The organism is Microbacterium sp. LWO13-1.2, assembly GCF_038397725.1.
Classification (GTDB): Bacteria; Actinomycetota; Actinomycetes; order Actinomycetales; family Microbacteriaceae; genus Microbacterium.
The window spans coordinates 3,499,523-3,512,896 of record NZ_CP151634.1; the positions used below are offsets into that span (position 1 = coordinate 3,499,523).

Genomic DNA, 13,374 nt, shown 5'->3' on the forward strand with positions numbered 1-13,374 from the left:
GGTCACTGACCGCGGCCGATGATCCGGCGCCGCCGCCGACCCGTCGGCCGCAGCGAGCGCTGCAGATACACCGTGCCGAGATTGCGTCCGAACTTGAAGCCGACCCGGCCCATCCGACCGACTTCGACGAAGCCGAGCTTCGTGTGCAGACGGATCGACGCCTCGGCCCCGGTGTCACTGATCACGGCGACGATCTCGCGGAGGCCGATCTGCTCGCACGCCTCGATGAGCGCCTGCAGAAGGGCTGCGCCGAGCCCCTTCCCGGCCGCTCCTGGCCCGAGATAGATCGAGTCCTCGACGGTGTACCGGTAAGCGGTCTTGCTCGCCCAGGGTGCCGCGAGCGCGTAGCCGAGCACCTCCCCGGCCGGTGAGACCGCGACGAGGAACGGAAGGCCGAGCTTCGACAGCAGCGCGAACTTGTCGCGCCAATACCGGATGCTGCTGCGCCGCTCGTCGAAGGTGACGACGGAGTTGCTCACGAAGTGGTTGTAGATCTCGCGGACGTGCGGGAGATCGGTCGCCGTCGCCGCCCTGATCGTGTACGAGAACACGTCAGGAGCCGGCTCGGGCCTGCGCAGATGGCGGGGGATGCGGCGGCGGCGGTCGCCGGGTTCGAACTGCATGCGCTCAGCCTAGAGAATCGGCGGGCTCGCCCTCGACCCGCCAGTCGACGGCTGCGGCTCCTGCCGCCTCGAGAAGCGCGTTGGTGCGCGAGAACGGCCGGGATCCGAAGAAGCCTCGGCTCGCGGAAAGCGGCGACGGATGCGCGGAGGCGATCACGGGCGTCGCCCCCAGCAAGGGCTGCAGGTTCGCCGCGTCCTTGCCCCACAGGATCGCGACGAGCGGCTGCTCCCGCGCGGCCAGGGTGCGGATGGCGAGTTCGGTGACCTGCTCCCAGCCCCAGCGGCGATGGGAGCCCGGCTCGCCCGGCTGCACCGTGAGCACCCTGTTCAGCATCAGGACGCCCTGATCGCTCCAGGCGGTGAGATCGCCGTGCGGGGCGGGTGGGATGCCGAGATCGCTCTCGCGCTCCTTGTAGATGTTCGCCAGGCTCCGCGGCAGCGGCCGTACGTCGCGTTCTACCGCGAAGGAGAGACCGATGGGATGACCGGGCGTCGGATAGGGATCCTGCCCGGTGATGAGCACGCGCACTTCGGACAGCGGGCGTTGGAACGCCCTGAGCACGTTCTCACCGGCGGGGAGATATCCGCGACCCGCGGCCTGCTCCGCCCGCAACCGTTCTCCGATCTCGGAGATGACGCCCTGGACGGGGGCGAGAGCCTCCGCCCAACCGACATCGATCCGGCCTTCGGTCGCGAGGTCCGCGAGAGTCTTCGGCACTGCTCAGTTGTCCAGCCGGACGCGCAACGGTCCCCTGGCCAGGAGATGGTGAGCGGACTGGGCGACAGGTCGCATCGTGATCAGGTCGAGGTTGACGTGCCCCGGCGCCTGCAGCGCGTAGGCGATGACATCTGCGACATCCTCGGCGAGGAGGGGCGCCTCGACGCCTGCGTACACGGACTCCGCAGCGACAGCGTCGCCGCCGAGCCGGTTCAGCGTGAACTCCTCGGTGTGCACCATGCCAGGAGCGACCTCCACGACGCGGATCGGCTCGCCGTTGAGCTCCTGCCGGAGCACGCGCACCAGCATCCCCTCGGCAGCCTTGGCCGCGTTGTAGCCGCCTCCGCCCGCGTACGCGACCTGGGCGGCTGTCGATGTCACGAAGACGGTATCGGCATGGCCGTCTTCATCGGCGGCCCGCCGCAGCAGCGGAAGGATGCCTGCGACCAGTCGTTGCGTCGCCAGTACGTTGGCATCGAACATCCACTGCCAGTCGTCGATCGAGGAGTCCTCGATGCTGTCGGTGCCGCGAGCTCCGCCGGCGACCTGTACGAGTGCGTGCACCGGCCCGGTCTCCTCGAGCTCGGTGATGAGCGCCGCGACCGCCTCGGCGTCGGTCAGATCGCAGACGATCGCGGACGCCCCGGTCTCGGCGACGAGCGCGGCCAGGCGGTCTTCGCGCCGCGCGACTCCGACGACGTCCCATCCGCGCGACCTCAGCGCACGCACCGTCGCCGCGCCGATTCCCGAGCTCGCACCTGTCACTACCGCACGCCTGTTCACCATGCCTCCACCGTACGACTTTCGCGTGCGGTTTTCGCGTGCGCCCGCCGCATGGCTTGTTACGTCACATTTCCCGGTCGTTGTTGACATCCCGCCATCCTCCGTACGCTCGCTGCAACGGCATCCGCCATCCGACCTTTCAATCCGCTCCCAGGGGGAACAGCATGTCCGAATCCGAGACCTGGCGTTTCGAGACCAAGCAGATCCATTCCGGTGCTGCTCCCGACCCGGTGACGAAGGCCCGCGCGACGCCGATCTACCAGACGACCTCCTACGTCTTCGACAATGCGGACCACGCGGCGAACCTGTTCGCGCTGGCCGAGTTCGGGAACATCTACACCCGTATCCAGAACCCGACGCAGGACGTGCTCGAGAAGCGTCTCGCCGCTCTCGAGGGCGGCACCGGCGCTCTCGTCCTCTCCAGCGGCCAGGCCGCCTCGACCTTCGCGGTGCTGAACATCGCCGAAGCCGGCGACCACATCGTCGCCTCGAGCTCGATCTATGGCGGCACGTACAACCTCTTCAAGTACACGCTCGCGAAGCTCGGCATCGAGGTCACCTTCGTCGAGAACCAGGACGACCCCGAAGAGTGGCGCCGCGCGGTCCGCCCCAACACCAAGCTCTTCTTCGCAGAGACGATCGGCAACCCGCAGATCAACGTCCTCGACATCCGTTCCGTCGCCGACGTCGCACACGACAGCGGCGTGCCGCTCATCGTGGACAACACGATCGCGACTCCGTACCTCATCCGCCCGTTCGAGTTCGGTGCCGACATCGTCGTGCACTCGGTCACGAAGTTCCTCGGCGGCCACGGCACGACCATCGGCGGCGCCATCATCGACGGCGGCAGCTTCGAGTGGTCGAAGAACGTCGACAAGTTCCCCGGCCTCACGGTTCCGGACCCCTCGTACCACGGAGCGTCGTACACGGCGGCTGTCGGCGACGGCCTCGCCTACATCATCAAGGCGCGCGTGCAGCTGCTGCGCGACCTCGGTTCCGCGATCGCTCCGCAGAGCGCCTGGAACCTCATCCAGGGCATCGAGACGCTGTCGCTGCGCATCGAGCGCCACGTGCAGAACGCGCAGGAGATCGCCGAGTGGCTCGACAACCGCGATGACGTCGCAGCCGTCAACTACTCGGGTCTGCCCACCTCCCCCTGGTACGCGAAGGCGAACGAGTACGCACCGAAGGGTGTCGGCGCTGTGCTGTCCTTCGAGCTCAAGGGCGGCGTCCAGGCCGGTCGCGAGTTCGTGAACAGCCTGACGCTGTTCAGCCACCTCGCGAACATCGGCGACGTCCGTTCGCTGGTCATCCACCCCGCATCCACGACCCACGCGCAGCTCACCCCCGAGCAGCAGCTCACCGCCGGCGTCACCCCCGGTCTCGTGCGTCTGTCCGTCGGTCTCGAGAACATCGACGACCTCAAGGCCGACCTCGACCAGGCCCTGGCCGCGGCACGCCGCGTCTCGGAGGCGGCTCGCGCCTGATCTCGTTCAATACACCGGATGCCCTGGGCCGTTGCGGTCCGGGGCATCCGTGCGTCTGGCACACGCCCCGCGTCTCCGCACGGGTGTCAGGCCGCGGGGGTCGCGGTGACCACGTAGGCGCCGGTCTCGCCACGGCTGTCGAGCTCGATGATCCAGCCCGGCGTGCTCGTCTTCACTGCCACGATCGCACTCGACGGGCACTGGATGCTCCCTGTGGGCGCGGCCCGGTGGTCGATCTCGTCCCCTTCGCTGAACCAGAGGTCGACGACCTCGGCACCGGCGCACCTGACCGTGACGGAGTAATCGCCCGCCGCGGCGTTCCGATCGTGCCACCCCTGGGGTGCGACCTGCCCGACGACTCCGAATGATCCCCACATCGCGTTCGCGCCATCGGGTATCGGCTCGTCATCGAAATAGTCCGTGAACCGATCAAGAGCCGCTGGTCGAGCCGTCTTCGTCGGAGCCGGAGCTGCGTCGTACTGCCACGCCTGCGGGGTGCACGCCGTGAGGCACGATATTCCCAGCAGCATGGCGACCGTTCCTGCTCCCACCCGTGTCCGCATGGCCTCGAGCGTAGCCCGCACGAAGGACGCAGAACCGTAACCTTCGCCGGTCGGTCGCCTTTCCACGCGACAATGGAGGAATGGACTGGCAGACGACCTCTGAGGACACCGTGCCGTCGGCACCGGTGACGGAGGCGGATGTACGCCTGCTCCGCGCGCGACCCCCGGCGACCGGCGCCTGGCGCGACGGCGACCCCGTCGGCAACCGGCGCTTCGCCGGTTTCGGGGCGTTCCGTACCGAAAGCGGTGCCGAGCTTCCCGGCATCCGTCTCGCCTACGAGACCTGGGGCGAGCTGAACTCCGAACGGGACAACGCCGTGCTCGTGCTGCACGCGCTCACCGGCGACAGCCATCTTCGCGGCGAAGCCGGCGCGGGTCACCCCACCGCGGGATGGTGGGAGCAGATCACCGGACCCGGAGCTCCTCTGGACACCGACCGCTGGTTCGTCATCGCCCCCAACATGCTGGGCGGATGCCAGGGGTCGACCGGACCAGCCAGTGTCGCGCCGGACGGCTACGAGTGGGCGTCGCGTTTCCCGTACCTGACCATCCGCGACCAGGTGGCAGCCCAGGTCCGCCTCGCCGACGCTCTCGGTATCGACACGTGGGCCGCCGTGATCGGTGGCTCGATGGGCGGCATGCACGCGCTGGAGTGGGCCGTGTCGCACCCGGAGCGCGTGCAACGGCTGGGCGTGCTCTCCTCGCCGCCGGTGACGACTGCCGATCAGATCGCGCTGAACACCGTGCAGACCGAGACGATCCGGATGGATCCACGTTTCCAAGGCGGCGAGTACTACGACCTCGGCGACGGAGACGGACCGCACCGCGGGCTCGCCCTGGCGCGCCGGATGGCGCTGCTGAACTACCGCAGTCCGATCGAACTCAATCAGCGCTTCCAGCGGTCCTGGCAGTCAGGCGTCTCGCCGCTCGGCCACGGCGGACGCTTCGCTGTGGAGTCGTACCTCGATTTCCACGGGAACAAGTTCACCCGCCGCTTCGATGCGAACAGCTATGTCACCCTCGTCGAGGCGATGAACTCGCACGATGTCGGACGCGACCGCGGCGGCGTCGAAGAGGCACTGCACTCGGTCACCGCGACGACGCTCGTTCTCGGCATCGACAGCGACCGGCTGTTCCCGATCGACGGGCAGCATCGCATCGCCCGCAGCATCCCGAGCACCCTCGACGGCGCCGAGGCCGTGGTGCTCGCGAGCGACTTCGGTCACGACGGATTCCTGATCGAGACGGAGGCCGTGGGGGCGCACCTGCGGCGACTGCTGGCGAGCTGAGATCAGCCCGGTCGGTACCGCCACGGCAACGACCCCGTTTCGAGGCGGTCATTGCCCCAGGTGAAGACCTGTCCCTCGGCCGTCCGGTTCACCACTGTGCGAAAGGTCTGCGGCTCCCCTGCTGCCGCGAGCGCCGTGGCGGCATCGACGAACGCGGCGAGGTGACGCAACGTCATCCAGGTCGGCGGGAACAGCGTCCACTCCCCTGCGCCGTGCCGAGCCAGAGCGTCGCCCGGTCGGATCCAGACGGCGTCGATGACCTCGTCGGTCGACGCCAGGACGTCGCCACCGGGATCAGCGGCGACGAAGAACCACGTGCGGAACCGCCGGGGAGCCTCGACGGGCGGATGCCAGCAGGAGAGCACGACCAGGTCGGAGACGACGATCCCGACCTCCTCGAACGTCTCGCGGATCGCCGCACGCCTGGCATCCTCGTCCTCGGCCTCCGACGGCTCGCGATCCGCATCCTCGACACGGCCCCCGGGGAACACCCACGCATCCGCGAAGGAACCCCGCTCGGGCCTGCGCATCAGCAGGACCTCGAGGCCGTCCGTGCCGTCGCGCAGCAGCACGACGGTGCCGGCGACGGCGAGCATCTCGGTGTCGGTCACTCCCACACTCTATGACCGGGCGCCCGACGACCGGCCCGGCTACGAACGAGCGGCCACCAGCACCGTCGTCGGGCGGCGCCCCTCGACCCGGTACGAGACGACCGCGATGACGAGCCCGATCACCGCGAGCGCCGCCCCGGTCCATGCAGGAGCCGTGAACCCCCACCCGACGGCGATCACCGCTCCGCCGAGGAAGGCACCGAGGCTGTTGCCGATGTTCAGGGCCGAATGGTTGAGCGCCGCCGCGATCGACTGGTTGTCGCCGGCGACGTCCATGAGGCGTGTCTGGATCGTGGGGCTGAGCACGGACGACACGAAACCGACGACGATGACGAGCACACCGAGCGTCACGATCCAGAACGACAGCACGGCGAGCAGTGCGAGCACCACTGCCATCGCTGTCAGGCCGACGAGCATCGTTCGACGCAGATCGATGTCGGCGAGGTGTCCACCGACGAGGTTTCCGGCGGTCATGCCGACGCCCATGAGCACCAGCACGATCGGCACGGTCCATGCCGGCGATCCGGCGACCTCGGTGACCAACGGGGCGATGTAGCTGTACACCGCGAAGAAGCCGCCGAACCCGATCGCGCCGACGGCGAGAGTGAACCACACCTGCGGAATGCGGAACACGCCGAGTTCCGCGCGCATCGTGCGACCCGGCTCCCCCGGATGCTCCGGTACGAACAGCGCGATGCAGAGCGTCGCCAGCGCGAACACCAGCGTGACGACCAGGAAGGCGGTTCGCCAGCCCCACTGCTGGCCGAGGAATGTGCCCAGCGGCACGCCGACGACGTTCGCGATGGTGAGACCGGTGAGAATGAAGGCGACGCCCTTGGCCCTGTTGCCCGGCCCCATCACGTCGGCGGCGACGAGTGCGCCGATGCCGAAGTAGGCGCCGTGCGGGAGCCCGGCGAGGAACCGTGACGCTCCGACGAGCTCGAACGACGGCAGCACGACCGTGAGCGCGTTGAAGACGGTCAACGCGAGCGCGAGGACGATCATCACGCGATGTCGCGGAAAACGCGCGACGAAGCCGGCGATCGTCGGTGCGCCGATGACGACTCCGAGCGCATACAGCGAGATCAGCCAGCCGGCCTGGCCCAGCGCGTCCTCCTGGCTGGCGTTCCAGACGGAGGGCAGCAGGTCTCGGGCGATGTTGGGCAGCAGGCCCATGACCACGAATTCGGTCATGCCGATGCCGAAACTGCCGATGGCGAGAGAGAGGAGCGCCCTCTTCGCCGCACCCCTCGATTCAGTCGAGGGATTCACCCTTCGATGCTACCGGTCCGACCCGCCCTCGATCGCCGCCTCCAGGCGGTCGACCTTCGCATCCAGCTCGCCGGAGTAACCAGGGCGGATATCGGCTTTCAGCACGAGCGACACCCGGGAGCCGAAAGGCATCACGGCTTCCGTCGCTCGCTTCACGACGTCCATGACCGTGTCCCAGTCGGGTCCCTCGATCTCGGTGAACATGCTGGTCGTGCGGTGGGCCAGGCCGGACTCGCGCACGACACGGACGGCAGCCGCTACCGCATCGTGCACGGAACCGTCCGTGCTCTCGGCACCGCTGGCCGGTGTGCCGCTGGGGGCGACGGAAAAGGCGATGAGCATGGGAGTACCTCCGGGTGTTCAGGGTTTCGTCGGCACCCGCACCAGCGCGCGGATGCCGACGGCGAGCAGGATGACCAGCAGGATATTCCGCGCCGACAGCATCATGACGGGCACGAGCTCGGCACGCAGGAGCGCATCGTAGGTGAGCGGGTAGATGAAACAGGTGAGTGCGCACAGGACGAGCACGATGATGGCCGGAACGTGTGCGCGGACGCGATCGAGAACGATCCAGAGCAGGGCCGGTGCGATCAGCCAGGTCTGGAACTGCGGGGAGCCGACCTTGTTGGTGACGATGAGCGTGACGACGAGTGCGAGCGCCAACGGCGGGAACAGCCGCGGGAAGGATGCCCCGCGCATGACCTTCATGGCGCCGATCGCGGCGATCGCGAGAACCGCGGCGAACATGAGCGGCGTGAGCACGGCGGTGACGGCATCCGCACCGTCCGCAGCGATCTGGAAGGTGAGGATGTCGAAGCTGTACTCGATCCGCGCGGATCCGGCCATGGCGAGCCAGAGAAACGGCGTCGCGGCGACCGCTTCGATCTGCAGGCCTCTGCCGGTCTGCTCCGTGAGGAATCCGAGCAGCTCTGCGTCGGCCCCGAGCAGGAAGAGCAGCACGATCACGACCGCCGTCACGGCGGCCGCGGTGACCAGCATCCGCACGCGGGTCCTCGAGGCGAGGATGGCGGCCACGACCACGGCGCCGGGCCAGATCTTGATCCATGCTCCGATCGTGAGCAGCGCGACCGCGACCGCCGGTCGCCTGAGCAACCAGAGCCCGCCGACCACGACGATCGGCACGGTGATCGCATCGATCCGGTACATCGCGATCGGCCCGAGCAGGAGCAGCGCCGCCGACCAGAACCAGGCAGCGCTCCGATGCGGCCGCGACGCCACGCGACCGAGGAGCACACCGAACGCCACGGCGTCGAGCACGGTCACCAGCACCGCCCAGGCGATGAGATAGGCGCCGGAAACGCCGAGCAGCGGCACGAGCGGCATCGAGAGGAGCTTGGCCAGGAGCATCGGCAGCAGCGCCAGCTGCGGATAGACCCACTGCTCGGTGACGCCCACGATCGCTCCCCCACCGAGCGCCGAGGCCGACCAGGGCTCATAGACGAGGACGACGTCACCCATCGGTTGGCTGGGATAGATCCAGCCGAGTACGGCGATGAGCAGGTGCACGCCGAGGAACGCCGCCCAGAGCGCGAGGAGTCGACCGGTGCGGGCGGCGGTCACGACAGCAGGTCCGCGATCGCCGACGGCAGCGCCTCGGCGACGTCCATGGCCACGATCGGATGCCCGTGGGCTCCGGCGGTGGCTCCTGCGGCCAGCCGCCCGGCGTGTCCGTGCAGCCAGGCTCCGGCCGCTGCCGTCTCGGCGAGCGGTGCGTCAGGATTCGCCGCGATCAGCGCGCCCAGGATGCCGGCGAGCACGTCTCCGGTGCCGGCCGCCGCGAGCCAGCCCGTCCCCGCCTCGACCGTGATGATCGCTGCATCCGCGGAGGCGATGAGAGTCTTGGCCCCCTTCAGCAGCACCGTTGCGCCGAGCGCTGCTGCCGTCTGCGCCACCTCCGCCGCTCTGTCCGCGTCCGCGCGAAGCTTCATCAGCTCTCGCAGCCGAGCGAACTCTCCGGCGTGCGGTGTGACGAGGGCCGGCGCGTTCGCGGCGACGGCGAGATCGAGCGCACCGGCATCGACGACCACAGGCACGACGCCGGCGAGAATCTCGCGCAGCGCCTCGTGCTCCTGGTGGCTCCGGTGCCCGGGGTCCGTGCCGGAGCCGATCACCCACGCGCCGATGCGGGTGCGGCCGGTGTCACGGCCGGTGACCGTCTCCGGCCGCCGCGCGATCACCGCATCCGCTGCCTTTCCCTCGCCGACGTAACGGACATAGCCAGCGCCGGCGCGCCAGGCGGCCTCGACACCGAGCACAGCCGCCCCCGGGTACGCATCCGATCCGGTGCGCAGCGCGACGACGCCTCGCGAATACTTGTCGTCGGCCGGCGACGGAACGCGCAGGAACGGCACGGTGTCCGCACGGGACCACTCACGAACCTCGACCATGACTCCACGTTAGTGCGAGCGCCTCGGGTCGTCGCGCGCGCACTACGGTCGAGAGGTGAGCATTCTCTTCTCTCCGCTTCGTCTTCGTTCGGTCGAGTTCCGCAACCGGCTCTGGGTGTCACCGATGTGCATGTACAGCGCCGTCGACGGGATGCCGCAGGAGTGGCACCACACGCACCTCGCCCAGTTCGCATCCGGCGGTGCCGGTCTCGTCGTCGCCGAGGCCACCGCCGTGGCGCCGGAGGGTCGGATCTCGCCCCGGGATACGGGCTTGTGGAACGACGAGCAGCGCGACGCCTGGACGCCGATCGTGCGGGCGATCCACGATCGCGGTGCGGTCGCCGGCATCCAGCTCGCACATGCCGGACGCAAGGCATCGACGTGGTGGCCCTGGGCCGACGATCGCGGCTCCGTTCCGGTCGGCGACGGCGGGTGGAGCACCGTGGCGCCCTCTGCCGTCGCGTTCGACGGGTTCGACGCCCCGATCGCCCTCGAGATCACCGGGATCGAGCGCCTGGTCGACGCCTTCGCCGCGGCCGCACGTCGGGCACTGGATGCCGGATTCGACGTCCTCGAGATCCACGGCGCCCACGGTTACCTGCTGCACCAGTTCCTGTCGCCGCTGTCGAATCAGCGCACCGACGAGTACGGCGGGACCCTTGCGAACCGCGCCCGACTGCTGCTGCGTGTCATCGACGCGGTGCGCGCGGAATCCGGCGAGGACGTGGCGTTGTTGGTACGCATCTCCGCGACGGATCACGCCGACGGCGGCTTCACTCCCGAGGAGGCAGCGGTCGTCGGCGGATGGGCGACGGAGCACGGCGCCGACTTCATCGACGTATCCAGCGGCGGGCTCGTCGCCCACCAGCAGATTGACCTGTTCCCGGGCTATCAGGTACCGCTGGCCGAGACGGTGCGCCAGGGCGGCCGCATCCCGGTCTCCGCCGTCGGCCTGATCACCGCGGCCGAGCAGGCGGAGCGGGTACTCGCGGAGGGCGCGGCCGACGCGATCTTCGCCGGCCGCGAGTGGCTTCGAGACCCCCACTTCGCGCTCCGGGCCGCGCACGAACTCGGCGCGGACGTCTCGTGGCCTTCGCAGTACCTTCGCGCCCGTTGGCGCTGACCGTCACTGCCCTCGGTTGATCACGCGCCGGGTCGCATCCTGCACCTCGCCGACGAGTTCCTCCAGGATGTCCTCGAGGAACAGCACGGCTGTGGTCTCGCCCTGCGCATTGCGCACCTTCGCCAGGTGGCGGCCGGCTCGACGCATCAGCGCGAGAGCATCTTCCAGGTCCGTGTCCTCTTGGACCGGGACCATGTGGTGGATGCGCTTCTTCGGCACCGGCTGCGCGGCCTTGGCAACGGCATCCGCTCCGTCTGAGGTGCGCAGGATGTCCTTCAGATGCACATACCCGATCGGAGCGCCCTCGCCGTCGACGATCACGTACCGCGAGAATCCATAACGCGCGACAGCCCGTTCGATCTCATCAGGTGTGATCGATTCGGGCAGGGACACGAGATCGTCCAGCGGGACGGCGATGTCTCGGGCCTTCTTGTCGGTGAACTCCAACGCCGCGGCCAGCGTGCCCGAGGCATCCGAGAGCACGCCCTCCCGCCGGGACTGATCGACGATCGTCGCCACTTCCTCGAGCGTGAACGTCGAAGCCGCCTCATTCTTCGGCTCCACGCGGAACAGCCGCAGCACGGCGTTCGCCGCACCGTTGAGCAGCCAGATGACCGGCATGAACACCTTCGACACCCACACCAGGGGTGGTGCCAGGATCAGCACCGCCCGGTCGGGCACCGAGAACGCGAGGTTCTTCGGCACCATCTCGCCGAACACGACGTGCAGGAAGGAGACGATGAGCAGCGCGACCGCGAAGGCGACCGCGTCGACGACACCATCCGACCACCCGATCGCGTGCAGGGGCTGCGCGAGAAGGTGGTGGATCGCCGGCTCGGACACGTTCAGGATGAGGAGCGAACAGATTGTGATGCCGAGCTGCGATGTCGCGAGCATGAGCGTCGCGTGCTCCATCGCGTACAGCGCGGTCTTGGCCGCACGGGAGCCCTGCTCCGCACGCGGTTCGATCTGCGAGCGCCGTGCGGAGATCACCGCGAACTCGGCGCCGACGAAGAAGGCGTTCGCTGCGAGGAGCACCACGAGCCAGACGAGGCCTGCCCAATCGTTCATCGGGTCGCCTCCTTTTCGATCTCGTGCGGTCTGGGGATGTATCGGATGCGGTCGACCCGACGTCCATCCATCCGCACCACCTGCAGGATCCCGCTGTCGAGGGTCACTTCATCGCCGTTGGAGGGCACGCGCTCGAGAACACTCATGATGTAGCCGCCGACCGTGTCGTAGACATCGCCCTCCGGGACCTCGACGCCTGCGCGACGGCGAAGCTCGTCAGGACGCAGCTCACCGGGGAAGACGACCCCGTCGCGCCCGCGGACGATGCCGGCCTTGGAGCGGTCATGCTCGTCGGAGACCTCGCCGACGATCTCCTCCACGAGGTCTTCCAGGGTGACGAGGCCCGCCGTGCCGCCGTACTCGTCGACGACGACGGCGAGTTGATAGCCGCGCGCGCGCAGCTCGGAGATGAGTCCGTCCAGATGAACGGTCTCCGGCACCCGGAGCGGCTCAGTGGAGAGCGCCCCGACGGGGACCTCGGCGCGGCGCTCGCGCGGCACCGAGACGGCGGCCTTCAGGTGCACGACACCGGTGATGTCGTCGAGATCATCGTCGTACACCGGGAATCGACTGTGTCCGGTCCGCCGAGCGAGGTGGATGACGTCATTCGCCGAGTCACCTGCCGCGATCGCGTGCATGCTCGGCCGTGCGGTCATCACGTCGGCCGCGGTGAGCCGCGCGAAGCTGAGGCTGCGGTCCAGCAGACTCGCCGTGTCGGCTTCGAGCACGCCGGCTCGCGCCGATCGCCGCACCAGCGAGGAGAGCTCCTCTGCGGTGCGCGCACCTGAGAGCTCCTCCTTCGGCTCGATGCCCATGCCGCGCAGCACCGCGTTCGCGCTGCCGTTGAGCACGATCACCGCGGGCTTGAACACTGTCGTGAAGGCGATCTGGAACGGGATCACCAGCTTCGCCGTCGCCAGCGGAAGGGCGAGCGCGAAGTTCTTGGGGACGAGTTCGCCGAGGATCATCGACACCACGGTCGCGACCGTCATGGCCACCACCGTCGCGATCGGCGAGACGGCCGCTTCGGGAACCCTCCAGGTCAGAAGCGTCGGGCCGAGGATGTTCGAGAGCGCCGGTTCCATCGTGTAACCGGTGAGCAGAGTCGTCAGCGTGATCCCGAGCTGAGCCGAGGACAGATGCGTCGACGTGTGTTTCAGAGCGCTGATCGTCAGCGCCAGTCGCGATTCCCCCTTGGCCTGTCGGGCTTCGAGGTCGGCACGGTCGAGATTGACCAGCGCGAACTCGCTCGCGACGAACAGGCCGGTCCCGACCGTGAGAAGGAGCCCCACGCCCAACATGATGTAGTCCATCAGGTGTTCCTCCCGCTGCGGAGAGGTGGACGGTGGGGCGAACTACTGCAACTGGGAGGGTCATCCATTGTGCCGACGATTCTACAGAACTGGTCTGTGATTGCGAGTCGCGG

The 13,374-nt window shown here is 68.6% G+C and carries 14 protein-coding genes; 3 read left to right on the forward strand and 11 right to left on the reverse strand.

What is annotated here, in order from left to right; genetic code table 11:
• Positions 1 to 2 precede the first annotated feature (2 nt).
• The 3 genes from MRBLWO13_RS16830 to MRBLWO13_RS16840 are packed head-to-tail and all read right to left on the reverse strand — an operon-like array spanning position 3 to position 2,127.
• The gene (locus MRBLWO13_RS16830) at positions 3 to 623 is read right to left on the reverse strand and encodes an N-acetyltransferase family protein (protein ID WP_341975234.1); all 621 of its coding nucleotides are present in this window, start codon (positions 621 to 623) and stop codon (positions 3 to 5) included.
• A gap of 4 nt (positions 624 to 627) precedes the next feature.
• On the reverse strand, positions 628 to 1,341 hold the full coding sequence (locus MRBLWO13_RS16835) for a uracil-DNA glycosylase (RefSeq protein ID WP_341975235.1): 714 nt from the start codon (positions 1,339 to 1,341) through the stop codon (positions 628 to 630).
• A gap of 3 nt (positions 1,342 to 1,344) precedes the next feature.
• Positions 1,345 to 2,127: an SDR family oxidoreductase gene (locus MRBLWO13_RS16840; RefSeq protein WP_341975236.1), complete on the reverse strand. Its 783-nt coding sequence runs from the start codon at positions 2,125 to 2,127 to the stop codon at positions 1,345 to 1,347.
• Between the two features lie 161 nt (positions 2,128 to 2,288).
• Here MRBLWO13_RS16840 and MRBLWO13_RS16845 point away from each other — a divergent pair, with 161 nt between their 5' ends.
• Entirely contained in the window at positions 2,289 to 3,611 is a 1,323-nt protein-coding gene (locus MRBLWO13_RS16845) for a bifunctional o-acetylhomoserine/o-acetylserine sulfhydrylase (protein ID WP_341975237.1), read from the forward strand.
• Between the two features lie 86 nt (positions 3,612 to 3,697).
• Here the strand turns inward: MRBLWO13_RS16845 and MRBLWO13_RS16850 are convergent, their stop codons facing one another.
• Positions 3,698 to 4,174, reverse strand: a complete 477-nt coding sequence (locus MRBLWO13_RS16850) for a hypothetical protein (protein WP_341975238.1) — start codon at positions 4,172 to 4,174, stop codon at positions 3,698 to 3,700.
• 80 nt (positions 4,175 to 4,254) lie between these two features.
• Here MRBLWO13_RS16850 and MRBLWO13_RS16855 point away from each other — a divergent pair, with 80 nt between their 5' ends.
• On the forward strand, positions 4,255 to 5,463 hold the full coding sequence (locus MRBLWO13_RS16855; RefSeq protein WP_341975239.1) for a homoserine O-acetyltransferase: 1,209 nt from the start codon (positions 4,255 to 4,257) through the stop codon (positions 5,461 to 5,463).
• 2 nt (positions 5,464 to 5,465) lie between these two features.
• On the opposite strand, the gene MRBLWO13_RS16860 is transcribed toward MRBLWO13_RS16855, so the two are convergent.
• The 5 genes from MRBLWO13_RS16860 to MRBLWO13_RS16880 are packed head-to-tail and all read right to left on the reverse strand — an operon-like array spanning position 5,466 to position 9,754.
• Entirely contained in the window at positions 5,466 to 6,074 is a 609-nt protein-coding gene (locus tag MRBLWO13_RS16860) for an NUDIX hydrolase (protein ID WP_341975240.1), read from the reverse strand.
• Positions 6,075 to 6,113: 39 nt separating this feature from the next.
• Positions 6,114 to 7,346 carry an MFS transporter gene (locus MRBLWO13_RS16865; protein ID WP_341975241.1) on the reverse strand — a complete coding sequence of 411 codons (1,233 nt, stop codon included), beginning with the start codon at positions 7,344 to 7,346 and terminating at the stop codon, positions 6,114 to 6,116.
• Positions 7,347 to 7,355: 9 nt separating this feature from the next.
• A complete protein-coding gene (locus tag MRBLWO13_RS16870) occupies positions 7,356 to 7,688 on the reverse strand; it encodes a thiamine-binding protein (protein WP_341975242.1) in 333 nt (110 codons plus the stop codon).
• Between the two features lie 18 nt (positions 7,689 to 7,706).
• A complete protein-coding gene (locus MRBLWO13_RS16875; protein WP_341975243.1) occupies positions 7,707 to 8,927 on the reverse strand; it encodes a hypothetical protein in 1,221 nt (406 codons plus the stop codon).
• The gene (locus tag MRBLWO13_RS16880) at positions 8,924 to 9,754 is read right to left on the reverse strand and encodes an NAD(P)H-hydrate dehydratase (protein WP_341975244.1); all 831 of its coding nucleotides are present in this window, start codon (positions 9,752 to 9,754) and stop codon (positions 8,924 to 8,926) included. Before MRBLWO13_RS16880 ends, MRBLWO13_RS16875 begins: the two co-directional genes overlap by 4 nt.
• Before the next feature lie 55 nt (positions 9,755 to 9,809).
• On the opposite strand from MRBLWO13_RS16880, the gene MRBLWO13_RS16885 reads away from it, so the two are divergent.
• Entirely contained in the window at positions 9,810 to 10,877 is a 1,068-nt protein-coding gene (locus tag MRBLWO13_RS16885; RefSeq protein WP_341975245.1) for an NADH:flavin oxidoreductase/NADH oxidase, read from the forward strand.
• Positions 10,878 to 10,880: 3 nt separating this feature from the next.
• On the opposite strand, the gene MRBLWO13_RS16890 is transcribed toward MRBLWO13_RS16885, so the two are convergent.
• Positions 10,881 to 11,948 (reverse strand): hemolysin family protein, encoded by a 1,068-nt coding sequence (locus MRBLWO13_RS16890; RefSeq protein WP_341975246.1) that lies wholly within the window; start codon positions 11,946 to 11,948, stop codon positions 10,881 to 10,883.
• Positions 11,945 to 13,261, reverse strand: coding sequence for a hemolysin family protein (locus tag MRBLWO13_RS16895; protein WP_341975248.1), 1,317 nt, complete (start codon positions 13,259 to 13,261; stop codon positions 11,945 to 11,947). The genes MRBLWO13_RS16890 and MRBLWO13_RS16895 overlap by 4 nt, the downstream gene beginning before the upstream one ends.
• Positions 13,262 to 13,374 lie beyond the last annotated feature (113 nt).

What these genes read in the sequence shown, in the direction of transcription:
- MRBLWO13_RS16840 (WP_341975236.1), bottom strand. Translation starts at nt 2,127, where the DNA reads ATGGTGAACAGGCGTGCGGTAGTGACAGGTGCGAGCTCGGGAATCGGC.
- MRBLWO13_RS16850 (WP_341975238.1), bottom strand. Translation starts at nt 4,174, where the DNA reads ATGCGGACACGGGTGGGAGCAGGAACGGTCGCCATGCTGCTGGGAATA.
- MRBLWO13_RS16880 (WP_341975244.1), bottom strand. Translation starts at nt 9,754, where the DNA reads ATGGTCGAGGTTCGTGAGTGGTCCCGTGCGGACACCGTGCCGTTCCTG.
- MRBLWO13_RS16845 (WP_341975237.1), top strand. Translation starts at nt 2,289, where the DNA reads ATGTCCGAATCCGAGACCTGGCGTTTCGAGACCAAGCAGATCCATTCC.
- MRBLWO13_RS16870 (WP_341975242.1), bottom strand. Translation starts at nt 7,688, where the DNA reads ATGCTCATCGCCTTTTCCGTCGCCCCCAGCGGCACACCGGCCAGCGGT.
- MRBLWO13_RS16855 (WP_341975239.1), top strand. Translation starts at nt 4,255, where the DNA reads ATGGACTGGCAGACGACCTCTGAGGACACCGTGCCGTCGGCACCGGTG.
- MRBLWO13_RS16830 (WP_341975234.1), bottom strand. Translation starts at nt 623, where the DNA reads ATGCAGTTCGAACCCGGCGACCGCCGCCGCCGCATCCCCCGCCATCTG.
- MRBLWO13_RS16890 (WP_341975246.1), bottom strand. Translation starts at nt 11,948, where the DNA reads ATGAACGATTGGGCAGGCCTCGTCTGGCTCGTGGTGCTCCTCGCAGCG.
- MRBLWO13_RS16895 (WP_341975248.1), bottom strand. Translation starts at nt 13,261, where the DNA reads ATGGACTACATCATGTTGGGCGTGGGGCTCCTTCTCACGGTCGGGACC.